The 21,748-nt window shown below is 74.0% G+C and carries 21 protein-coding genes and 1 pseudogene; 13 read left to right on the top strand and 9 right to left on the bottom strand.

What is annotated here, in order from left to right; translation table 11 throughout:
• Window positions 1-299 precede the first annotated feature (299 nt).
• Together RM446_RS13235 and RM446_RS13230 are read left to right on the top strand one after the other, a co-directional pair.
• On the top strand, window positions 300-1,289 hold the full coding sequence (locus RM446_RS13235; protein WP_311545566.1) for a heme o synthase: 990 nt from the start codon (window positions 300-302) through the stop codon (window positions 1,287-1,289).
• A 242-nt stretch (window positions 1,290-1,531) separates the two neighbouring features.
• Complete coding sequence (locus tag RM446_RS13230) at window positions 1,532-2,899, top strand: PrsW family intramembrane metalloprotease (protein ID WP_311545565.1); 1,368 nt, start codon at window positions 1,532-1,534, stop codon at window positions 2,897-2,899.
• On the opposite strand, the gene RM446_RS13225 is transcribed toward RM446_RS13230, so the two are convergent.
• Window positions 2,841-3,911, bottom strand: coding sequence for a COX15/CtaA family protein (locus tag RM446_RS13225; RefSeq protein WP_311545564.1), 1,071 nt, complete (start codon window positions 3,909-3,911; stop codon window positions 2,841-2,843). The genes RM446_RS13230 and RM446_RS13225 overlap by 59 nt on opposite strands.
• 135 nt (window positions 3,912-4,046) lie before the next feature.
• Here RM446_RS13225 and RM446_RS13220 point away from each other — a divergent pair, with 135 nt between their 5' ends.
• Together RM446_RS13220 and RM446_RS13215 are read left to right on the top strand one after the other, a co-directional pair.
• Window positions 4,047-4,436, top strand: a complete 390-nt coding sequence (locus RM446_RS13220; RefSeq protein WP_311545563.1) for an ArsR/SmtB family transcription factor — start codon at window positions 4,047-4,049, stop codon at window positions 4,434-4,436.
• 10 nt (window positions 4,437-4,446) lie between these two features.
• Window positions 4,447-5,094: an SRPBCC family protein gene (locus RM446_RS13215; protein WP_311545562.1), complete on the top strand. Its 648-nt coding sequence runs from the start codon at window positions 4,447-4,449 to the stop codon at window positions 5,092-5,094.
• A gap of 41 nt (window positions 5,095-5,135) precedes the next feature.
• Here RM446_RS13215 and RM446_RS13210 read toward each other — a convergent pair whose 3' ends face one another.
• Complete coding sequence (locus RM446_RS13210; RefSeq protein WP_311545561.1) at window positions 5,136-7,046, bottom strand: ABC transporter ATP-binding protein; 1,911 nt, start codon at window positions 7,044-7,046, stop codon at window positions 5,136-5,138.
• 221 nt (window positions 7,047-7,267) lie between these two features.
• Here RM446_RS13210 and RM446_RS13205 point away from each other — a divergent pair, with 221 nt between their 5' ends.
• The 4 genes from RM446_RS13205 (at window position 7,268) to RM446_RS13190 (ending at window position 10,837) form a co-directional block, all read left to right on the top strand.
• Window positions 7,268-7,768: a metallophosphoesterase family protein gene (locus tag RM446_RS13205; RefSeq protein WP_311545560.1), complete on the top strand. Its 501-nt coding sequence runs from the start codon at window positions 7,268-7,270 to the stop codon at window positions 7,766-7,768.
• A 217-nt stretch (window positions 7,769-7,985) separates the two neighbouring features.
• A complete protein-coding gene (locus tag RM446_RS13200; RefSeq protein WP_311545559.1) occupies window positions 7,986-8,465 on the top strand; it encodes a VOC family protein in 480 nt (159 codons plus the stop codon).
• A gap of 366 nt (window positions 8,466-8,831) precedes the next feature.
• Complete coding sequence (locus RM446_RS13195; protein ID WP_311545558.1) at window positions 8,832-9,650, top strand: enoyl-CoA hydratase; 819 nt, start codon at window positions 8,832-8,834, stop codon at window positions 9,648-9,650.
• Window positions 9,651-9,856: 206 nt separating this feature from the next.
• Complete coding sequence (locus RM446_RS13190) at window positions 9,857-10,837, top strand: amidase family protein (RefSeq protein WP_311545557.1); 981 nt, start codon at window positions 9,857-9,859, stop codon at window positions 10,835-10,837.
• A gap of 117 nt (window positions 10,838-10,954) precedes the next feature.
• On the opposite strand, the gene RM446_RS13185 is transcribed toward RM446_RS13190, so the two are convergent.
• A complete protein-coding gene (locus RM446_RS13185; RefSeq protein ID WP_311545556.1) occupies window positions 10,955-11,929 on the bottom strand; it encodes a hypothetical protein in 975 nt (324 codons plus the stop codon).
• 554 nt (window positions 11,930-12,483) lie between these two features.
• Here RM446_RS13185 and RM446_RS13180 point away from each other — a divergent pair.
• Window positions 12,484-12,990 (top strand): DUF3592 domain-containing protein, encoded by a 507-nt coding sequence (locus tag RM446_RS13180; RefSeq protein ID WP_311545555.1) that lies wholly within the window; start codon window positions 12,484-12,486, stop codon window positions 12,988-12,990.
• 37 nt (window positions 12,991-13,027) lie between these two features.
• Here the strand turns inward: RM446_RS13180 and RM446_RS13175 are convergent, their stop codons facing one another.
• The 4 genes from RM446_RS13175 to RM446_RS13160 form a co-directional block, all read right to left on the bottom strand.
• The gene (locus RM446_RS13175) at window positions 13,028-13,495 is read right to left on the bottom strand and encodes a hypothetical protein (protein ID WP_311545554.1); all 468 of its coding nucleotides are present in this window, start codon (window positions 13,493-13,495) and stop codon (window positions 13,028-13,030) included.
• Between the two features lie 228 nt (window positions 13,496-13,723).
• Window positions 13,724-14,575 (bottom strand): fumarylacetoacetate hydrolase family protein, encoded by an 852-nt coding sequence (locus tag RM446_RS13170; RefSeq protein WP_311545553.1) that lies wholly within the window; start codon window positions 14,573-14,575, stop codon window positions 13,724-13,726.
• Between the two features lie 178 nt (window positions 14,576-14,753).
• Window positions 14,754-15,551 carry an SDR family oxidoreductase gene (locus RM446_RS13165; RefSeq protein ID WP_311545552.1) on the bottom strand — a complete coding sequence of 266 codons (798 nt, stop codon included), beginning with the start codon at window positions 15,549-15,551 and terminating at the stop codon, window positions 14,754-14,756.
• 70 nt (window positions 15,552-15,621) lie between these two features.
• Window positions 15,622-16,362: a mandelate racemase/muconate lactonizing enzyme family protein gene (locus RM446_RS13160; RefSeq protein ID WP_311545551.1), complete on the bottom strand. Its 741-nt coding sequence runs from the start codon at window positions 16,360-16,362 to the stop codon at window positions 15,622-15,624.
• 276 nt (window positions 16,363-16,638) lie between these two features.
• Here RM446_RS13160 and RM446_RS13155 point away from each other — a divergent pair, with 276 nt between their 5' ends.
• The 4 genes and pseudogenes from RM446_RS13155 (at window position 16,639) to RM446_RS13140 (ending at window position 19,789) form a co-directional block, all read left to right on the top strand.
• Window positions 16,639-17,337 (top strand): GntR family transcriptional regulator, encoded by a 699-nt coding sequence (locus tag RM446_RS13155; RefSeq protein WP_311545550.1) that lies wholly within the window; start codon window positions 16,639-16,641, stop codon window positions 17,335-17,337.
• 70 nt (window positions 17,338-17,407) lie between these two features.
• Window positions 17,408-18,058 (top strand): annotated as a pseudogene (locus RM446_RS24855) (tripartite tricarboxylate transporter substrate-binding protein); the annotation flags it as partial.
• A gap of 70 nt (window positions 18,059-18,128) precedes the next feature.
• Window positions 18,129-18,491, top strand: coding sequence for a tripartite tricarboxylate transporter substrate-binding protein (locus RM446_RS13145; protein ID WP_311545631.1), 363 nt, complete (start codon window positions 18,129-18,131; stop codon window positions 18,489-18,491).
• Between the two features lie 155 nt (window positions 18,492-18,646).
• Entirely contained in the window at window positions 18,647-19,789 is a 1,143-nt protein-coding gene (locus tag RM446_RS13140) for an Ldh family oxidoreductase (RefSeq protein ID WP_311545548.1), read from the top strand.
• A 57-nt stretch (window positions 19,790-19,846) separates the two neighbouring features.
• Here the strand turns inward: RM446_RS13140 and RM446_RS13135 are convergent, their stop codons facing one another.
• On the bottom strand, window positions 19,847-20,269 hold the full coding sequence (locus RM446_RS13135) for a winged helix-turn-helix transcriptional regulator (RefSeq protein ID WP_311545547.1): 423 nt from the start codon (window positions 20,267-20,269) through the stop codon (window positions 19,847-19,849).
• Between the two features lie 112 nt (window positions 20,270-20,381).
• The gene (locus RM446_RS13130) at window positions 20,382-21,746 is read right to left on the bottom strand and encodes an MFS transporter (protein WP_311545546.1); all 1,365 of its coding nucleotides are present in this window, start codon (window positions 21,744-21,746) and stop codon (window positions 20,382-20,384) included.
• Between the last annotated feature and the right edge of the window lie 2 nt (window positions 21,747-21,748).

Genomic DNA, 21,748 nt, shown 5'->3' with positions numbered 1-21,748 from the left:
CTGTGCGCGCAGGCGCGGGGTGTGCGACCCTGCCACCGCGGCGGCGGAGCCCGAGCGAGGGCCCCGGTCCGGAGCGACCGGCGGGGGACCCCGGCGAGGCGCGCCCGGGGGGAGTACTACAGTATGTCGTTGACGGGGTCGTCCTCGGCGCGCTGCTACCGCCGGAGGGGACGGGGCCCCGCTGTGGCGAGCAGAGCAGACCCCTGAGTTCCGTTGAGGTAGAGCGTGTCAGTGTCCGGAGTGCCGAAGTCCCCCGAATCCGCGGTGCCCGGGGCCGGGTCCGCCGTGCGGTGGTACTGATGGCGCTCACCGACCCTCCCGCGCACGAGTCGGCGGACGCGACGGACGCGGACACCGCCGGCGGGCCCGCCGACCGGCCTTCACCGGGCGCGTCCCTGCTGGCCCACGTGCGCGCCTACATCGCCCTGTCCAAGCCGCGCGTCATCGAGCTGCTGCTGATCACCACCATCCCGGTGATGTTCGTGGCCGCCTCGGGTGTGCCCCCGCTTGGCACCGCGCTGGCCACCCTGGTCTTCGGCACCATGTCGGCGGCCAGCGCCAACGCGATCAACTGCTTCATCGACCGCGACATCGACCAGGAGATGCGCCGTACCCGGCGGCGCCCGGTGGCGATGGCCCGGGTCACGCCGTTCGGCGCGCTCGTGTACGGACTGGTGCTGGCGGTGGGTTCCACCGCGGGGTTCGCGCTGCTGGTCAACCTGCTCTCGGCGGCGCTGTCGGCGTTCGCGATCCTGTTCTACATCTTCGTGTACACGATGCTTCTCAAGCGGCGCACCGCGCAGAACGTCGTGTGGGGCGGCATCGCCGGCTGCATGCCGGTGCTGATCGGCTGGAGCGCGATCACCGACCGGCTGGACTGGGCGCCGTTCGTACTGTTCCTGGTGGTGTTCTTCTGGACGCCCCCGCACACCTGGGCGCTGGCGATGCGCTACCGCGAGGACTACGCCGCCGCCAAGGTCCCGATGCTGCCGGTCGTGGCCACCGAGCAGCGCGTCATGCTGGAGTGCGTGCTCTACAGTTGGGCGACGGTCGTGACCTCCCTGCTCCTGTGGCCCGTCGCCGACACCACGCCCTTCTACGCGCTGGTTGCGCTGGCGCTGGGGGCGCTGCTGCTGGTTCAGGCCCACCGGCTGTTGGCGCGCGTGCGCGCCGGCGTGACGGGGCCGAAGCTGCCGACCATGGGCTTCTTCCACCTGTCCAACGCCTACCTCGCGCTGCTCTTCTGCGCAGTCACCGTCGATCCGCTGCTGGCCGGCCTGCTCGGCTGAGCGGTCGCCGGGTGACGGACGACCACTGGTCCCCGCGGTCGCGATTTCCATTTGCGATGGCTACAAGATCGACGATGATGCGGCGACGGCCGCCGACGAGTCGGCGTCAAGTCCCGTCCGCTGGCCGGTACTGGCCGCCGACGCGACCGGGGTCGGAATCGCCCCGGAACTCCGGCGATCGCGCTGATGGAGCGGCTGTCGCGATACTTGCCCACTCCCGGAAACCACTACGATCTGAGGCCATGCCCGCACTAGACGCGAAAGCCATCCTGGAGGGCCGCAAGCCCGGCCGCCGCTCCGTCGGACTCACCATCGGCATCATCATCAGCGTGCTGTGCATGCTGGCCATGATGGGCTACCTGCTGTGGTCCGGCTTGGCCGGCGGCGGCGTCGCCGGTGTCGTGGGGTTCGTCATCAGCCTGATCGCCGCGATCATCCCCGTAGCGATCCTGGTGCCCCTCATCCTCACGCTGGACCGGCTCGAACCAGAACCCGGGATGGTGCTGCTCTTCGCGTTCCTGTGGGGTGCGGGCGTGGCCGTGGTGGTCTCCTTCATCCTCAACACGGCGGGCATGGCGCTGGTGACGGTCCCCGCGTTCGGGCAGTCCATGGGCGACTTCGTCTCGACCGCGGTGGGCGCGCCGCTGGTCGAGGAGAGCGCCAAGGGCCTGGTGCTGCTCATCCTGCTGTGGCGGCGCCGCTACGAGCTCGACTCGCTGACCGACGGCGTCATCTACGCCGCGATGGTGGCCACCGGGTTCGCCTTCACCGAGAACATCCTCTACTTCCTCAGCTCCTACATGAGCGAAGGCGCCTTCGGCCTCGGCTTCACGTTCGTGCTCCGCGGGCTCGTCTCCCCGTTCGGCCATCCGCTCTACACCTCGATGATCGGTATCGGCGTCGCCTACGCCGCCATCAACCGCGGCGCCGGTCGGCTGTTCGCCCCGGTGCTGGGCTGGTTCGGCGCCGTGGTGCTGCACGGGCTGTGGAACGCCTCCACCGCCTTCGGATGGATCGGGTTCGGCGTCGCCTACGTGGTGCTGTTCTTCGTACTGGTGTCGATCATCGTGCTGGCCGTGCAGGACCGCCGCCGGCAGGTTGCGGCGATCGCGCACTTCCTGCCGCCCTACGTCTCCACCGGCCTGGTGACCCCGGCCGACGTGCGCATGCTCAGCTCGATCCCTGGGCGCCGGGGCGCCCGCGCGTGGGCGCAGCGCAACGCCGGCCAGCGCGGGCGCCGGGCTATGAAGGACTACCAGCTGGCGGCGACCGAGCTGGCGCTGCTGCATCAGCGCCTGGCGCGCGGAGTGGCCCGCCCGGCCTGGCAGGAGCGGCGCGACAGCTTCCTCGCGCTGATGCACGCGGCGCGCACGGCGTTCCTCGGCCACGTGCAGCAGCCGGTCGCTCCGGCCTGGGCGCCGCAGGCGACCGATTCCGGCTTCCTTCAACGCGCCGACTTCGCGCACGTCATCGCCCAGGCCCAGCAGCAGCGCGCTGCGCAGGGCCACCCTCCGCCGCCGCCCGCGCCGGGCGCGCCCGGCGCGGGAGCGCCTAATCCCGGGCAGCCGCCGTATCCCCCGCAGCAGCCGGGGCCGGGCCGGGGCTGGTGACCGCCACCCGCTCGGCGGTGGCGAAGTACACGCGCAGGACGGCCACCCATACCAGGCCCGACCCCAGCACGTGCAGAACCACAAGCCACTCCGGCAGGCCGAGCAGGTACTGGGTGTAGCCCAGGACGCCCTGAGCGAGCACGGCCGCCAGTAGCAGCCTGGCGGCCGTGCGCAGCGGGGCGGGTGCGCGGCGCACGGTCGAGGCGACCGCCAGTGCGACGGAGCCCGCCAGCACGGCCCAGGCCAGGCCGGAGTGGATGCGGGCGACCGCGACCATGTCGAAGCCCCAGCGCGGGGCGTCGGCGTCGCCGCCGTGGGGTCCGGTACCGGTGACCACCGTGCCGGCCACCAGCAGCGCGAAGCCCAGCGGAAGCAGGGCGGTGGCGAGCAGGCGCACCGGCCGGGAGACGGTGGGGCGCAGGCGGCCTCGCGGCTCGCGGCAGCGCACGTAGTAGGCCACGGCCAGCACCACGACCAGCATCGACAGCAGGAAGTGCGCCGCCACCGACGCCGGGTGCAGGTCGCTCCACACGGTGATGCCGCCGACGACCCCCTGGCCGAGGACCCCGAGAGGGATGAGCGTGGCGTAGGCGGCCAGGTCCCGGCGGCGGGGCCGCATGCGCAGGGTGGCGACGAAGACGATCACGCCCACCGCCAGCACCAGGAACGTCAGCGTGCGGTTGCCGAACTCGATGGCGGCGTTGATCGCCGAGTGCCCCGTGTCGACGGGGACGAAGCTCTCCTCGGTGCAGCGGGGCCACTCCGAGCAGCCCAGTCCGGAGGAGGTCACCCGAACCGTCGCTCCGGTCACCGCGATGCCGACGTTGACCACGATGTTGCCCAAGCCCCACCAGCGGAGCGCCGCGGTGGTCGGCTGCCACACGGTGCGCGCCAGCAGCGCCAAGACGACGACCCCGACCACGGCCAGCGCGATCTGCCAGGCCCACAGGGGCAGGTTCAGCAGGAGGATTTCGTCGGCCGAGAACGGGGCTGGAGCTGGGAGAACACGCATACGACAGACTGTAGTACGTGCTGCGCGGATCCCGGCACGGGGACCAGTCGGCGCCGGTCCGGGTGCGCTCCGATGCGTCCGCGACACGGGTACGTGAATGCTTGCTTATATAAGCCGCGGCCGTAAGTTGGCGCTATGAACGCGTTCGACGTGCTCGGCGACCCTGTGCGCCGCCGGATCCTCGAACTGCTCGCGGCGGGGGAGTCGACCTCCGGAGCGGTGAGCGCGGTCATCAGCGAGGAGTTCGGAATCAGCCAGCCCGCCGTATCCCAGCACCTCAAGGTGCTGCGCGAGACCGGGTTCGCCACCGTGCGCCGGGAGGGGGCGCGGCGGTTGTACGCGGTCGATTCCGGACCTCTGCGCGACGTCGACGTATGGCTCGACCGGTTCCGCGGCTTCTGGGAGCCCCGCCTCGACGCCTTGGGCGCGGAGCCGGCCCGGTGCAGGCGCGCGCGCCGCCTCCGCGAGCGCCGCGCGGGCGGGGAGGGCGACGCGCCCGCGCCGGACCACCACCGAGGCTCATGAGGAGACCACAGTGATCGATGTAGACCACCAGATCGGCGCAGTACGCAGGCGGTTGGGTACGCGGATGCTCGACGCGGGCGAGGCGCGCGTGCTGACCATCGGACAGACCTACGAGGTGCCCGTCGAGGATGTCTGGGGCGCCCTGACCGACCCCGAGCGCATCCCGCGCTGGTTCCTGCCGGTCTCTGGCGACCTGCGCGAAGGCGGCCGCTATCAGCTGGAGGGCAACGCCGGCGGCACGATCGGTAGCTGCGACCCGCCCACGTCCTTCACCGCGACCTGGGAGTTCGGCGGCCAGGTCAGCTGGATCGAGGTCGGGCTGGCCGCCGAGCCCGCCGGCACGCGGCTGGAACTGGTGCACATCGCCCACGTCGACGACGAGACCTGGGAGTCGTTCGGGCCGGGCGCCGTGGGCGTCGGCTGGGACATGGCGCTGATGGGGCTGGGCGAGCACCTGGCCACCGGCGGCAGCGCCGACCCGGCGGAGATCGAGCGCTGGACGGCCTCGGACGAGGGGCGGCGGTTCGTCGAGCTGAGCAGCGACCGGTGGCGCCTGGCCAGCGTCGAGTTCGGCACCGACGAGGAGTCGGCCCGCGCCGCCGCCGACCGCACCACCGCCGCCTACACCGCGACCGATGAGCCCGAGGGCCGGAGTTGAGCGGGCGCCGGGGCCGGTCGGCGGGACCGGCCCCGGTCGGCTCAGTGCACCGGTGCGCTCGCGTCGGGGGAGGCCGCGCCCGCGGGATGGCCGGATCCGGCGAACTGCGTCCGGTACAGGACCCCGTAGCGGCCGCCGGATGCCAGCAGCTCCTCGTGGGTGCCGCGCTCCACGATCCGGCCGCCCTCGACCACCAGGATCATGTCGGCCGCGCGCACCGTGGAGAGCCGGTGGGCGATCACCACGGCGGTGCGGCCCGCGAGCGCTTCGGCCAGTGCCTCCTGCACCGCCGCCTCGGAGGTGGAGTCCAGGTGCGCCGTCGCCTCGTCCAAGATCACGACCCGTGGTCGGCCGAGCAGCAGCCGGGCCACCGTCAGCCGCTGGCGCTCGCCGCCGGAGAAGCGGTAGCCGCGTTCGCCCACTACGGTGTCCAGCCCGTCGGGCAGTGAGGCGACCAGCTCGTCCAACCGCGCGCGGCGCAGCGCCTCCCACAGCTCGGGCTCCTCGGCGCCCGGCCGGGCCAGCTGCAGGTTGGCGCGCACCGTGTCGTGGAACAGGTGGCCGTCCTGGGTGACCATCCCCAGTGCGGAGCGCAGGGAGGAGGCCGTCAGGTCGCGCACGTCGACCCCGCCCAACCGGACGGCGCCGCTGTCGGCGTCGTAGAGCCGCGGCAGCAGCGAGGCGATGGTGGACTTGCCGGCGCCCGAGGAGCCCACGAGCGCCACCGTCTGTCCCGGCTCGGCGCGGAAGGACACCTCGTGCAGGACCTGCTTGCCGCTGCGGGTGTCCACGTCGGCGACCTCCTCCAGCGACGCCAGGGAGACTTTGTCGGCGCTCGGGTAGGCGAAGTCGACGCCGTCGAACTCCACGGAGACCGGCCCTTCGGGCACGGCCGCGGCGTCGGGCCGCTCGGCGATCAGCGGCTTCAGGTCGAGCACCTCGAAGACCCGCTCGAAACTGACGAGGGCGCTCATGACCTCGACGCGGGCGCCGGCCAGCTCGGTCAGCGGGGCGTAGAGCCGAGTCAGCAGCATCGCGAGCGCCACCACGGAGCCGGCCTTCAGCGCGCCGTTCAGCGCCAGGAACCCGCCGAGTCCGTAGACGAAGGCGAGGGCGAGTGCGGAGACCAGCGTCAAGGCCGTCATGAACGTCGTCTGCAGCATGGCGGTGCGGACGCCGATGTCGCGCACCCGAAGCGCCCGCGCGCGGAACTCGTGCGACTCCTGCTCGGGTCGGCCGAACAGCTTGATCAGTACCGCTCCCCCTGCCGAGAACCGCTCGGTCATCCGGTCGCCCATGGCCGCGTTGTGGTCCGCGCGTTCGCGCTCCAGGCGCGCCAGACGGCCGCCCATCCGCCGCGCGGGAATCACGAACAGCGGGAGTAGCAGCAACGACACCAGCGTGATCTGCCAGGACAGCACGAGCATGGCCGCCAGCGTCAGCAGCAGCGTCACCAGGTTGCCCACCACGCCCGAGAGAGTGTCGGAGAACGCGCGCTGGGCGCCGATGACGTCGTTGTTCAGGCGGCTGACCAGCGCGCCCGTGCGGGTCCGGGTGAAGAAGGCCACCGGCATTCGCTGCACGTGGTCGTAGACGGCCGAACGCAGGTCCAGGATCAGGCCCTCGCCGATTCGGGCCGAGTACCACCGGGTCAGCAGGCCGAGTCCGGCCTCGGCCAGGGCGATCGCCGCGATCAGCGCCGCCAGCGCCACCACCGTCCGGAACGGCGCTGAGGCGTTGATCGCGTCGACGATGCTCCCGGCCACCAGGGGGGTGGCCACCGCAAGAGCGGCGGTGACGCTGCTGAGTATGACGAACGCGACGAGTGCGCGCTTGTGCGGCCGGGCGAAGCGGCCGATGCGCCGGAGCGTGGCCGCTGAGAACGGCCGCCTGTCGTCCGGCGCGTGTACGGCGTGGTACATCGAGGTCCACGCACTGATCTCCATGCTCATAGGCCTTTCACCCTGTCCTGCTCGGCGGCGTTCGGAGGGGAGGGGACGGCGGGGGAAGCCACCGCTCCGACTGCAGGGCCGACACTAAAATCTCAAGTTAACTTGACGTCAACCGCGCCGGCGGCCGGAGCCGACACCCGCGGCCACCGCGACCGACCGGGGTCGGCGGTGTCCGCGCGCGAACGCGCACACTCGGGGCGGGGAGCGCTACGTTGAGCCGCATGCGGCTGCTCATCATCTCCGACACCCACATCCCGCGGCGGGCGCGCGCGCTGCCCGCCGAGGTCGCAGCCGAGATCGGACAGGCTGATGCGGTGGTGCACGCCGGCGACTGGGTGGACCTGGCCTCGCTGGAGGACCTGCAGGCGCGGGCGCGCCGGCTGGTGGCGGTCTACGGCAACAACGACGGTCCGGAACTGCGCGCCCGGCTGCCCGAGATCGCCCGGGCGACCCTGGAGGGCGTGCACCTCGCCGTGGTCCACGAGACCGGGCAGGCCAAGGGCCGCGAGAAGCGGTGCGCCGAGCGGTTCGGCGACGCCGACGTGCTCGTGTTCGGCCACTCCCACATCCCCTGGGACACCACCGCGCCCAACGGGCTGCGGCTGCTCAACCCCGGATCGCCCACCGACCGCCGGCGCCAGCCCCACCACACCTACATGACGGCCGCCGCCGCCGGCGGGCGGCTGAGCGACGTGCGCCTGCACCGCGTCGGCGCGGACTGAGGGCGGAACCGGCCGGGCGCGGGCCCGCGCGGTCGGGAGCCTCCCGCGGGGTATCACCAGGTGGGGGAGGGCACCCGGATCGGGGCGGGAGCCGCCGGACGACCCCGGCCGCACCGCGATGAGTCCGCGCGCCCGCGCAAGTCCACCCCTCCGGCACCGCGGCGCGGTGCCTCCGGGCGGCTGAGCCGCCCGGAACCGCCGGCTTGAGGAGCGTGGCATGCAGAAGATCATGACGCACCTGTGGTTCGACACGCAGGCCGAGGAAGCCGCCCGGTTCTACACCTCCGTGTTCGACGACTCCCGGATCGTGGAGATCGACGACTTCGGCAAGATCGCGCCCGACAGCGACGCGACGGTCAAGACGGTGGCCTTCGACCTCGCGGGCCAGCGCTTCCTGGCCCTTGACGCAGGCCCGGTCTTCACCTTCAACGAAGCCGTCTCGCTCTACGTCGACTGCGCCGACCAGGAGGAGGTCGACTACTACTGGTCGCGGCTGCTGGAAGGCGGCGGGCAGGAGAGCCAGTGCGGCTGGCTCAAGGACCGCTACGGCCTCTCTTGGCAGATCGTGCCGCGCGCGCTCACCGAGCTGACCAGGGACCCCGACCCGGCGCGCGCCGGGCGCGCGGTCGAGGCGATGTTGGGGATGCGCAAGATCGACGTCGCGGCGCTCGTCGCCGCCGCCGACGGCGCCGGGTAGCCGCGCGGCGGCCCGAAACCGGGGGAGCGGTCGCGTGCGCCGCTTCCCCTCGCACGGCCCCGGCTTCCTCCGCCGGCATCCGCTCCGCCGGCCGGTCTGCGGAGCGGGCGCCGCGGCAAGTGGGCCGACGCGGGCGGCGGAGCCGCCGCCCTGCGGCTGTTCGCAGCGTGTGCGCTGGCCGCCGTGCGCCGAGCCGAGTCCGGCCCGGCTGCGGCCCTGCCGGTGCGGGCGGCGGCCCTCGCGCCCCTGCCCGGGCCCCTGCCCGCCGACACGCGGACGGGTGCAGGCGACAATGCTCCCCGGGGCCGGCGCCGCACAGTGGGGCGTCGGGCCCGATGTGGCGGCGAGCCGAAGGGGAGGCAGCACATGAGCGAGGACGCGGCAGCGGGCGGGGCGCAGGGCGGCGACGCGGACGGCGAGCCGGAGCTGCTGGTGTCGCTGCGCGGCGGCGTACTGGAGGTGACGTTCAACCGCCCGGCCCGCCGCAACGCCATGACCTGGGCGATGTACGACGGATTGGCCGAGGCGTGCGAGCGTGCCGACACCGGCGACGACGTGCGCGCCCTCCTGCTGACCGGCGCCGGGGGCGCGTTCGTGGCCGGTACCGACATCGGCCAGTTCGCCGGGTTCGCCGGCGGAGCGGACGGCGTCGCCTACGAGCACCGGATCGGCGCCGTCATCGACCGCCTCACCGCGGTGCGCGTGCCCACGCTCGCCGCCGTGCGCGGCTACTGCGTGGGCGGAGGGCTCGCCATCGCCGCGGCTTGCGACCTGCGCATCGCCGCTCCGTCGGCCCGATTCGGCGTGCCGATCGCACGCACCCTCGGCAACTGCCTGGCCATGCCGACCTTCGCACTGCTGGCCGACCGCCTGGGCACGGCGCGGACGCTGGACCTGCTGCTGACCGCCCGGATGCTGACCGCCGACGAGGCCCACGCCGCAGGGTTCGTCACCCGGCTGGCCGCGGAGGACGCGCTCGACGCGGAGACGGCCGAGCTGACCGGCCGCCTCGCCGCGCACGCCCCGCTGAGCATGTGGGCGGCCAAGGAGTCGGCGCGGCGTCTGCGCAGCGCCGGCCTGCCCGAGGACCGCGACATCGTCGAGCGGGTCTACGCCAGCGAGGACTTCCGCAACGCGGTCGCCGCCTTCGCCGCCAAGACCGCCCCGACCTGGCACGGCCGCTGACCCGCCCCGCCGCGGATCACCGGCGCGAGGACCGGCTCGCGAGCGCGTCCGGGATCGCGGAGGCCGTAGCGCGCGGGCGCACGAGCGCGTCGGCGGCGGTCGCCGAGGCACTGGCCGCGATCCGGCGGCTGGACGGCGCGACCAACGCCTTCTGCGCGGTCTGGGACGACTGGGCGGGCGAGCGGGCGGCCGCCGTCGACGCGGCGTTGGCACGCGGCGCCGCGCTGCCGCTGGCCGGGGTGCCCATCGGCGTCAAGCGCTCCGAGGGCACCGAGTCCCTCCAGGCCCGACGGCTGATCGCGGCGGGAGCTGTGCCCGTGGGTTCGACGGCCGTGCCCGGTCCCGGAACCGAATGGAAGACCTGGGGCGCGACCGACCGGGGCACCACGGCCAATCCGCGCCGGCCCGGGGCCAGTCCGGGCGGGTCGTCGGCCGGTTCGGGCGCGGCCGTGGCGGCGGGCATGGTGCCGATGGCCACAGCCAGCGACGGCGCGGGCTCCACCCGCATCCCCGCTGCGTGGTGCGGCGTCGTCGGGTACAAGCCCACGACGGGCCTGCTGCCGGCCCGCGACGCCGCCGGACTGACGGTCGGCGGCCCCATCGCCCGGAGTGTGGCCGACATCGAGCTCTACCGCCGCGCGTTCCTGGGGGACGGCCGGCATCGAGACGCCTGGGCGGTCGGCCGCGGGCGGCGCCCCTTGCGCGTCGCGTGGTCCGCCTCGCTGGGCTTCAACCGCGTGCATCCCGGCGTGGCTGGGGCCGCCACGCGGGCGCTGGGTGAGTGGGAGCGGTGCGGCGGAGTCGAGGTGCACGAGGCCCGCCCGGCCCTCGACGACCCGGCCGGGCAGTGGCGGGCCCTGCGCCTCCGGCCGCCGGGGGACCCGGTCGGCGGCCGCGGCGGCCGCAACGCCGCGCGTCTGGCGGAGCTGTTCGCCGGGTTCGACCTGCTGGCGACGCCGACCACGCCGAACCCGCCGCACGGTCCCGGCGGACCGGGCGAAGCGATGAGCGTGGGCCTCACCTGGCTGTTCAACATCACCGGCCATCCCGCGGTCAGTCTGCCCGCCGCGGTCCCGGCCGCCTGCGGCCCCGTCGGCCTCCAGTTGGTCGCCGGCCTCGGCGCCGACGCCGCCCTGCTTCGGGCGGCCGCGGACTACGAGCGGCGGGTCCTCGGCCCGGCCCCGTGAAGCCGATGCGCACCTCGCCGCAGTCCGGCCGGGGGAGCGGACGCGGCGGTAGGTGAAGAGCGGGTGCACGCCGTGACCGGCCTGGGGCGGCGGTCCGGCTCGGGCGCTCGGAGGGAGTCACCAGTGGGCGAGGGCGGGGACGTGGTGGCGGAGGAGGCCGCGGAAGGCCAGCCGCTCCAGTTCGCCGCGTTCAGCACGGGTGGCCGGGCGCAGGTGGGCGCCGGCCTCCAGCAGGTCGGCTCTGCGTGCCGAAGGCTCGGTGAACGGTGCCGCGAGGCGCGCCGCGGTGCCGTCCGAGCGGGCGAGCAGTTCGAGGCGGCCGGCCGCGTCGCGGTGCAGCACGCCGACCCCGTGGCGCTCGCAGGCGCCGTCTCCACCGGCACACGGGGCGCCGCCGGGATCGTAGCCGGGGCCGGTGGGGATCCGGACCTCCAGTTCGCGTCCGGACGTGCCGTCCGGGCCGTAGGTCAGCACCAGCGCGTCACCCCCGCCCCAGACCTCCTGGAGTTGCCGGTGCGGATGGTCCAGGACCACGAGGGTGCCGTCGGCGGACTCGACGGCCGTTGCGGCCTCGCTCCGCAAACCGGCGAGGAAGGCCGCGGTGTGGCCGGCCGCCAGGACCAGCAGTGCCAGCGCACTGCCCGCGGCCGACCAGCGCAGCAGGGTCCGTCGCTGTGCGACGTGCACTATCAGCACGAACACGCCCGCACTCAGCGCCGCGCTCAGCGCGAACGACGCCGGGCCCGGCGGCTGCCACGCCCCCCACACCGACCAGACCGCCGCCGGGCAGGCCGACAGCAGTGCCGCCGCTGACGCCGCCCTGCCGTGCACGGCACCCCGCCGGCGCAGTAGGCCGCCGACCGCCAGGGCTGCCAGGAGGGGGACCGCCGCCGCGAACAGGACCACCCAGGCGACCTCCTGGGGTGTATGGGAGTAGGCCCGCCAGAACAGGTGCTGGGCGCCGGCGCCGGAGACGGCGAGCACCGCCGGCCACAGCGCACCCGCGGCGGCCGCGGTGGCGACCTGCCCCCGCGGGACCGGCTCCCCTGCGATGCCCCGCCACACCCGTCCGCCGCCGGAACCGTCCGCCATACCGGTCCTTCCCGCTCGTCCGCGTCGCTCCGGGGTGGGATGCTCGCGGCGGCGGCGCGGTTCCCGTCGGCGGCGGCGCGTCCGGCCCCTGAAACGACGGGCCGAGCGGCGCGGGAGGCAGAGACACGAAAGGGGAGGTAGGGACGCCACCGCTACCGGGGCCGGACGCGGGCTGCCCCCCTGCCCGAGCCGGCTCGCCGACCCCGCGGCGGGCCGCCGCGGGGTCGGCGGTTCCCGGACCGTCCGCGTCGGCGGTTCCGCTTGATGCGGCCGTCTGCGGAGGCGCCGCGCCCGTTCCGCCTTCGCCGCGGGCGACCGCTCGCGCGAGGGGCGTGTGGGGGTGCGCCCGCGGTGCGCGGCCGCCCACACTGGCCCGCGAGCAAGGGTTAGCACTCGGCGGGTTAGGTGTCCGGCTACCCGAGGTCGCCGCCGCGAAAACCGAAACCTGCCCGAACGTCGCGCGCATCCGTCCGTGGGCGGCCGGTGGAACGCCGCGGCGGTGCGCGGCGTCCAAGCGGGCGCATCGGTCACTGGAAGCATCGGAAAGGGCGGCCATGAAGCGGTACTCGGGAACACCGGGCTCCTCCGACGGCGGTGCGCGGCGCGGCATCGCCGTGGTGCTCGCCGTGCTGTGCGGCATCTTCGCGCTCGTGTTCCTGATCATCGGCGGAATCTTCACCCTGATCGCCCAAGCCGACTACAGCGCCCACACGGGGCGGGCCGAGGCCGTGGTCAGCGAGGTCGAGGTCGAGCGCGACGACATCGGCACCGACGACAACGACGACAACGACGTGGACATCACCGTCTACGTCGACTACCGCGCCGAGGGCGGCGAGTACAACCGGGTCCCGTTGAGCGGACTGAACCCGGACGACCACGCCGAGGGCGAGCGGCTGACGGTCGCCTACGACCCCGCCGACCCCGGGAACCCGGTGACGGTGGAGAGCACCGAGGAGGGCGCCTTCGACGTGTTCCTGTGGCTGGGGATCGGCATGCTGGCCGCGGGCGGGCTCGCCGGTCTCGTCGGTCTGGTCCTGGTCGTGGTGGCCGCCCGCGGCTGAGCCCGGGCCCTCCCCGTCCCGCAGTCCTCGCCTGGGGTCACGTCCGGGACCGCCCGGGCATGAGGCGCACGAGCAGCCAGGCGGCCGCACCGCTGACCGCGCCGACGAGGACGCCGGCGGCGACGCTGCTGACGAACGCGGCGGTGCGCACCGCCGCGCTCTCGACCGCCGGGGACAGCACACCGGCGAGGTTGCCGCCCAGCTCCGGCTGCGCGCCCGCGAAGCCCTGGTCCCACAGCACCTGGTGTGCCACCCCCAGCAGCAGGCCGTAGACCGCCCCCACCGCCAGCAGCGCGAACGCCGGCCGGGGCAGCCTGCCCAGCACCGCCACCGCGATCCACACCACCACGGGCGCGAAGACCAGGGCCGTGTTCACGCCCGGCCCCACCAGGTCGAGGTCGTGGGCCACGGCGCGCGGCAGGCCCAGCGCCGCCAACCCGAGCACGCCCCACCAGGCCAGCCCTTGCCGCCGGCGTCCGCCGCCGCTGCCTGATTCACGGTCCATCGATTCCGCCCTTCCCTCGCGCGCCGAGACTCCCGCCGGACCCGTACCGGCCGTGCGCGCCCGCCCGCGCAGCTCACGCGGGCGGGCCGTTCGCGCACAGGACGACGCTAGGGCGGCGGCACGCGGCGGAGCGTCCGACTCCGCGCCCCACCCGGGCTGCACCCTGCGATGTAGCGGGGCGGGTGCGGCTGCGCCCGGGGCGGCAGGGCGGCGTGTCGCAGCGGTCGGTCAGGCTCCCTGCACCACCGGGTTGGACAGCTCGCCGACCCCGGGGATGCGGCAACCGGCGACGTCGCCCGGCTTGAGGTGCACCGCGCCGGGTGTGCCGGTGGAGAGGATGTCGCCCGGGAACAGCGGCATGACGCGGCTGTGGAAGCCGACCAGGAACTCGGGGGAGTAGCGCATGCGGTCGACGGTGTTCACCCGCTCGTCGGAGCCGTTGAGCACCGTCGTCACACTCAGCCGCCCGAGCGAGCCCGCCTCGGCCAGCGCCACCGACAGCGGCACGATCGCCGGGCCGAAGGAGAAGAATCCGGGGAAGTTCTTGCTGCGGGTCAGAAAACGGGGGTTGCGGGCCAGGATGTCTTCGGCGGTCTGGTCCAGGACCGTGCACACGCCCCACACGTGTCCCAGTGCGTCAGCGTCGCCCACATTCCGGCATTCCCGGCCGATGATCAGCCCCAGCTCGGCCTCGGCGGTGACCCGCTCGCTCTGTTCGGGAAGGGGGATCGCCTCGCCGGGCGCGATGATGGTGTGGTCGCCCTTCATGAAGGAGGCGGGCTCCTCGGGCACCGACTCGGTCAGGTCCGAGGCGTGCTCCACATAGTTCAGGCCGATGCCCCAGATCTTGCGCGGCCGGGTGTAGGGCGCGGCGAAGACGGTGCCCTCCACCGGGGAGAAGGCGGAATCGGGGGCCGAGCGCACCGCGGCTGCGAAGTCGGACTCGGGGACGCGCTCGACGACCTCCAGCGCGGTGGAGGGCGCGCCGGGGAGCACGTCGGCCGCGGCGGCGACACCGCGCCCTCCGTCGACGACGACCGCGGCCTCACCGGCGGCGCTGCGTGCTGTGGCCAAGTACATGCGAACTCCCTAAGATCGGGCGGCCCGCCGGGGACGGGCCTTCAGGGGCGGGGCGGCAGGGGCGGTAGGCCTCCTGCCGGTGCGGGTGCCCGGCCGTGTCCGCCTCCGCGGGGCGCGGCCGGGCCCGGGCCGTCCGCGCGGAAGGCGCGCGGACGGCCCGGGGGTCGGGGATGGGGTCTCAGGGCAGCGACGGCACGAGTCCGCCGTCGACCAGCAGGCTCTGTCCGGTGACGTAGCCGGCGCGCTCCTCGGCGAGAAAACCGACCATCGCCCCCAGTTCTTCGGGGCGCCCGTAGCGGCCCGCGGGGATCGAGGCCTCCGCTCCGCGCCGCACCTCCTCGGCTGTGGTGCCCTGGCGCCGGGCCTTGCGCTCGTCCAGCGTGCGCACCCGCTCGGTGTCGATACGCCCGGGCGAGACCATGTTGACGGTGATGCCCTCCGGGGCGAGGTCGGTGGACAGCGACTTCACAAGCCCCGTCAGCGCCGGGCGGAAGACGTTGGACAGCACCAGGCCGCCGATCGGGCGGCGTACGCTGGAGGAGCCGATGATCACGATGCGCCCGAACCCGCCTTCGCGCATGGCGGGAACGGCGGACCGGATCGCGGTGACCGCGCTGCGCAGCGTCAGCGCATAGGCGGTGTCCCAGTCGTCCATGCTCACGTCGGCGAAGTCGCCGGGCGGCGGGCCTCCGGCGTTGACGACCAGCACGTCCAGCCTCCCGTACCGCTGGACGGCCCCGTCGATCAGGCCCTCGACGCCCTCGGCGGACGAGACGTCGGCGCACACGCCGGCCACGGCCTCGGGCCCGGCGACCGCTCCGAGCTCGGACACCGCCTCCTCCAGCCGGTCTCCGTCGCGGCCGCAGACGGTCACCTGCAGTCCGCCGCGCAGCAACTCGGCTGCGCTGGCCTGGCCCAGGCCCCGGGTGCCGGCCATGACTACCGCCGTCCGGCGCGGGGCGTTCTCCTCTGCCATCGTGCTCCCTCGTGGGTCGTGGATGTCTCGCTGGTGGGCGCCCGCCTGCCCGGACGCACCGGGCGCGGCGTCAGGCGGCCGCGGCGGCGGCCGCGGATCCCGGAACGGTATAGCGCTCCACCGCCTCGCGGTCGAAGCCGAACCCGAGCCCCGGGGTCTGCGGCAGTACGAGTTCGCCGCCGCGCACCTCGATCTGCGTGTCGAGCAGCCTGCGGAAATTGAGCACCCGGTCGTCGGTGAAGAACTCGACGTAGGGGCAGCCGGGGGTCGAGGCCACCAGGTGCACGTGCAGGTCGTGGAACCAGTGGGGCGCCACGGGCACTCCGTGCCCGGCGGCCAGGGCGGCGATCCGGCGGAACTCGGTGATCCCGCCGCAGACGGCGGCGTCGGTCTGCAGCACGGCCGCGGCGTCCTTCTCCAGCAGCTCCTTGTGCCGCCAGCGTCCGGCCTCGATCTCGCCGGTGGCCACCGGGACCCGCGTGGCGCGTGCGAGGCGGGCGTGGTTGTCGATGTCGTCGGGGCTGAACGGCTCCTCGATCCAGAACGGGTCGTAGGCGGCCAGCCGGTCGACGGTGCGCAGCGCGGTCGGCAGGTCGGACCAGGCGTTGTTGGCGTCGAGCATCAGGTGGACGCCGTCGCCCACCGCCGCGCGCGCGGCGGCCACGCGCGCCTCCTCCTCGGCGGGGGAGAGCCGGCCCGTCTTCATCTTCACTGCGCGGAACCCGTGCTCGACGTAGCCGGCCAGCTCCGCGCCGAGCTGCTCGGGCCCCTTGTCGTCGAGGTAGTAGCCGCCGCTGGCGTAGGCGGGCACCGTCTCGGCGCACTGGCGGTGACGCTGCGGGTCGCGAACGACGTCGCCTGCTCCAGCGGCACCCGCGCCACGCGCGCCTCCACCGTCGCTACGGCGGTGCCGCGGCCGCCCGGTGTCTCCTCAGCCATCCCATTCACTCCAGACCCTGATCGCCGCGCTAACGGCGGCCCCTGCCCGGCGGGCCCCCGCCGAGCGCTCGGCCGCCACACCGGGATTTGGCATTTGGTATTCCATATCCCCTTGTTGTGGTCCGGAGCGCAATGTACCGTGCGTCACATGGATGCGCTAGCCCCCATGCGTGCACACGGCCCCCTGAAGAACTCGCGCATGAGCGAGACCGCCTACGAGGCGATCGAGGGCGCAATCGTGCGCTGCGAACTGCCACCGGGCACACCACTGGTCGACCGCCAGCTCTCCGAGGCCCTCGGGGTCAGTCGCACACCCATCCGCGACGCGATGCAGAGCCTGGAGGCCGTCGGTCTCGCGATGCGAGTGCGAGGGCGCTACTCCGTCGCGGGCTTCGACATCGAGGACGTCCGCGAGCTCTATCAGGTGCGCCGGCTGCTGGAACCGGCCGGTCTGGAGGAGCTGGCCCGCACCTGGGATCAGGAGGCCGTCGACGAGCTCGCCGGCTTCTTCGACGAGTCGCAGCGGCCGGGGCCGCCGGGGCCCTACGAGGAGTACCTCGCCCGGGACCACGCCTTCCACAAGCGCATCGTCTCGCTGACCCGGAACTCGCGGGTGAAGCGCTTCTACGCCGTGAACGAGAAGCAGATCAACCGCATCCGGCACTACCTCGCCCCGGGCTACGAGGGCCGGATGAACGAAGTCGTCAGCGAGCACGCCGACGTCTGCGAAGCGATCGGCAGAAAGGACCTGAGTGAAGCCCGCGCCGCGCTCCTCGGCCATCTGGAGGCCGGCGAGGCGACCATGATCAAGTTTCTAGCGCAGCAGCAGGAATCGAACGAGGCCTGAGCTCCCGCCGGAGGCCGGCTCCACCCGCCGCTGCACGCGCCGCCTTTCCACACGGCGCCTCGGTCGAGGTATGCCACATTCCAAGGAGGCGAGATCTGGCGTGCCCGAAAGTCGAACACCACCACCGCGACCCCCCGTTCTCGGCCGCAGGGGCTTCCTGCGGGCGGGTGGGCTGGGAATCGCCGGCGCCGCCGCCGGAGGCCTTCTGACCGGATGCGGCGCGGCCGCCGGTGAGGGAAAGTACCCCCAGCGGCCCATCCAGATGATCATCGCCTACGCCGCCGGTGGCGGTACCGACAAGGGCGCCCGCATCCTGCAGCCGTTCCTGGAACAGGAACTCGGCGCCGAGCTCCAGATCGTCAACCGCCCCGGCGGCGGCGGATGGGCGGGCTGGAACGAGATCGTCCAGGCCGATCCGGACGGATACACCCTGGGGTTCGTCAACTCCCCGAACTTCATGACCGGCTACCTCGATCCGCGCCTGGGCAGGCAGGACGTGGGCCCCGACTCCTTCACCTTCATCGCCAACCAGGTGACCGACTACGGCGCCGTGGCGATCCACCCCGACGACGACCGGTTCGACGACATCGGCGGGCTCATGGGCCATGCCGCCGAATACCCGCTGGTCGTCACCTCCACCGGCGTAGGCAGCGACGACCACTACGCGTCGCTGCGGCTGGCCGACCGGTACAAGGCGAGGTTCGACGTCCTGCACAACGAGGGCTCCTCCGACGGGATCGCCGACGTGCTCGGACGCAACGCCGACGTCGTCTTCGCCAACGTCGGGGAGCCTGACCGCTCCCCACGAGGCCGGCGACCTCAAGGTCGTGGCGGTCATGAAGGACAGCACGGAGCGCTCGCGGTATCTGCCCGACGTGCCGACGCTGGCCGAGGCGGGGTTCGGCGGCGTGGAGTCCTGGTCCTCCCGCGGCATCGCCGGGCCGGCCGGGCTGGACCCGAAGCTCCTACGGCGCCTCAGCGCCGCCTGCCGCAAGGCCGTCACGGACTCCGCGCACATCGACCGGCTCGGGCAGCAGGGGCTGGAGGTCGACTACCGCGCCCCCGAGGCCTACCGGAAGATGATCGACCAGGACGACACGGACCCCCGACGCATCGGCGAGAAGTACATCTGGGGCGAACAGGCCCGCCAGTAGTACCGCCGGGGCGGCAACGCCCCTCCACCGCGGCGCCCGCACGCCGCTCCTGGCCCGGCGGCTGCGGCGGCGCATTCCCGACCGGGAGACGGCCCGCGCGTGAACGTCGGCACACCCTCGATCGCCAAACCACCACCTGAAAGCGGGGGCCGCACATGACCGTCCGCAACGGGGATCTGCCGGGCGTCGAGCCCGGCGGACTGCGCGACCTGGCCGCCGCGATCTTCGCCGCAGCCGGGATGAGCGGCGACGACGCGGCGGCGACGGCCCGCCATCTGGTCGAGGCCGACCTTCGCGGAGTGGACTCCCACGGGGTCAGCCGCACCGCGGTCTACGTCCACCGCCTCCGCCGCGGCCTGGTCACCGCCCGTCCGCGGCGCCGGGTCGTGACCGAGACGCCGGTAAGCGCGCTGCTGGACGGCGGAAACGGTCCCGGGATCGTCGCCGCCGAGCACGGCATGCGCACCGCCGTGGACAAGGCCGCCGTGACCGGGGTGGGCATGGTCGGTGTCCGCAACTCCAACCACTGCGGGATGCTCGCGCACTACACCGCCGCGGCCGCCCGCGAGGGACTCGTCGCCCTGGCGACCACCAGCGCGCCCGCCTCGATGGCCCCGTGGGGCGCCAAGGACCCCTACTTCGGCACGAACCCCGTCTCCTACGCCGTGCCCGCACCCGACGGCCGGCCCGACATCGTCTTCGACATGGCCACCAGCCACGTCGCCAAGGGCAAGATCATCCTCGCCGGCAAGAACGGGCAGGAGATCCCGCTGGGGTGGGCACTGGACGGCGAGGGCCGGCCCACGACCGACCCCGCGGCGGCGCTCGCCGGCAGCGTCCTGCCGGTGGGCGGGCCCAAGGGGTCGGGGCTGGCGCTGCTGGTGGAGGTGCTGTCCGCGCTGTTCTCGGGATCCCTCCACGGCCCGCACATCCCCCCGCTCTACGACAACGACGATCACCCCCAGGGCCTCGGCCACTTCTTCCTGGCGATGAGCCCGGCCGTGTTCCAGCCGCAGGAGGAGTTCGCCGCGCGGGTGGGCCGCCTGGCCGACGAGGTGGCGGCGCTGCCCGCGGCCGAAGGCCACGAGCGCGTGTACCTGCCCGGCGAACCCGAAGCGGAGCGCGCCGAGCACCGCCGCGTCCACGGCGTCCCGCTCTCGGCCGAAGTGCGCGCTGAGCTGCGCGCCGTGGCGCAGGAGCAGGGTGTCGACCCCGCGCTGACCGCGGTCCTGGACAGCACCGCCCCCGCCCAGGCGCCGCCGGCCGGGTCCGGCGGCGCGGCGGAAGGGGCGCGGTAGTGCCCCCGGCGCGGCGCAGCGAGGAGTTCTTCTCCGAGGACGGGGTCGCGGGGTTCCTCAGTCCCGCGGGCCGCCGCTCCCGGCGCCCGCGTGCGCCGGGCCGCCGCCGTCGCGGTGCTCGTGGCCCCAGCTCACCAGCGGCTCCAGGGCATCCAGCAGGCCCCGCCCGCGCGGCGAGGGCCGGTAGAGGATCTGCACCGGGGTCGTGGGTACCACCTCGCGTTCAAGCAGGCCCAACGACTCCAGTTCCTTCAGCCGCTGGGAGAGCATCCGGTCGGAGATGCCGCCGATGAACCTGCGGTACTCGCTGAAGCGCTGCGCTCCGCGCGCTCCGGCGAGCAGGATCACCCCCATCCAGCGGCGCCCGACGAGCTCCAGCACCTCTTGGAAGACGTCGCAGTCCTGGTCATGGGAAACGTGGGAGGGCGCGGCGTCCGGGGCTCCGGCGCCGCAGTCTCCGGCAATCGCTGAGTTAGCCACATACTTAAAATAAGTAGCTAATCTGATATTGGCAAGGGGTGCCGAGAGCGCCAACCGTCGCCATCGCCGAGCTGTGCGGGCCCGGGCCCCTCGAGAACGCGCGCCGCCGCCCTCATCCGCCGGGCGGGAGGCCGTCCAGCGCCGCCGTCGCCTCGCGCTCGGCCGCGTCGGCGCTGCGGGAGAGCAGGCGCAGTGCCGGTGCTGCCAGCGCCGTGCCGAGCACGATCGCGCTGCCCGCGGCCAGGGACGGCAGCCGGAGGTCGACGCGCCCTAGCAGCCCGCCGAGCGCGGCGCCCAGCGGCGCCGCGCTCGCCCCCGCGGTCCGGATGCACGACAGCGCGCGGCCCAGCAGCGCGCCCGGCACCACCAGCTGCCAGATCCCCGCCGTGACCACGTTGACCACGGCCGCGGCGAAGGCGAGGGCGCACCACGCCAGCCCGCCGGTCACAGCGCCGGGGGAGAGCGCGAAGGACGCCGAGAGCGCTCCCAGCGCGGCGAAGGCCAGCGCGCAGGTGGCGAACCTCCCCAGGCGGCGGACCAGCCCGTCGGCCGAGGCGGCGCCGAGCACTCCGCCCGCCGCCGCGGACGACAGGAAGAGTCCGTAGAGGGCCTCGGGAACACCGAAGTGGTCCTGGACCAGCAGGACGAGGACGGCCGACTGGGCCATCATCGCCGCGTTCACCAGCGCGAGCAGCAGTGCGACGGTGCGGAGCCCGCGCCTGCCGAACACAGCGCCCAGTCCCACTCCCAGATCGGCGGCGACCGACCGGAGGCCGCCGCCGGCGCCGGCGCGTGCGGCCCTCCCCGGTCCCGCCGGGCGGCGCACCGCCGCCGGCAGGCCCAGCAGCACGAGCGCGCCCACCAGGTAGGCGCCCGCGTTGAGGGCCAGCGGCAGCGCCGCCGCGACGGCGAAGAGCAGACCGGCCACGGAGGCTCCGGCGAACTGCTCGGCGACGAGCTTGCCGCCCTCCAGCCGGCCGTTGGCCCGGTCCAGGGTCCCCGCGGGCACCACGTCGGGCAGTGCGGCCCGCCCCGAGAGGTCGTAGAACACCTCGCAGAGCATCGCGGCGAACATGACGGCGTACAGCCCCCAGACGGTGGCCTGCCCCGTGGCGACCAGGACGGCCAGCAGCGCGAGCGCGCAGCACCGCACCGTGTTGGCCGCGGCCATCAGCCGCACGCGGTCCGCGCGGTCCACGACGACGCCCGCGAGCAGCCCGAACAGCAGCCATGGCAGGAACCGCGCAATCGCCAGCCCGGAGACCTGGAGCGGGTCGTCGGTGAGCGTCGCCGCCGCCATCGGCAGCGCCGTGAGCATGGTGCCGTCGGCGAGGTTGCTGGAGAGCGCGCCGCCCCAGAAGCGGCGGAAATCCCGCCCGAGGCCGGCTGCGCCGCCTACGCGGCCGCCGGGCGCGCCCCGATCGGCGGGGGCTGCGCCTGGCCTCGGCGGGCGGCGGGACCTTCTCCTGTTGGACACGA

The organism is Streptomonospora wellingtoniae, from assembly GCF_031845375.1.
Lineage (GTDB): Bacteria > Actinomycetota > Actinomycetes > Streptosporangiales > Streptosporangiaceae > Streptomonospora > Streptomonospora wellingtoniae.
Note: the sequence above shows the minus strand (reverse complement) of the source record. Positions and strands in the feature narration are given on the sequence as shown.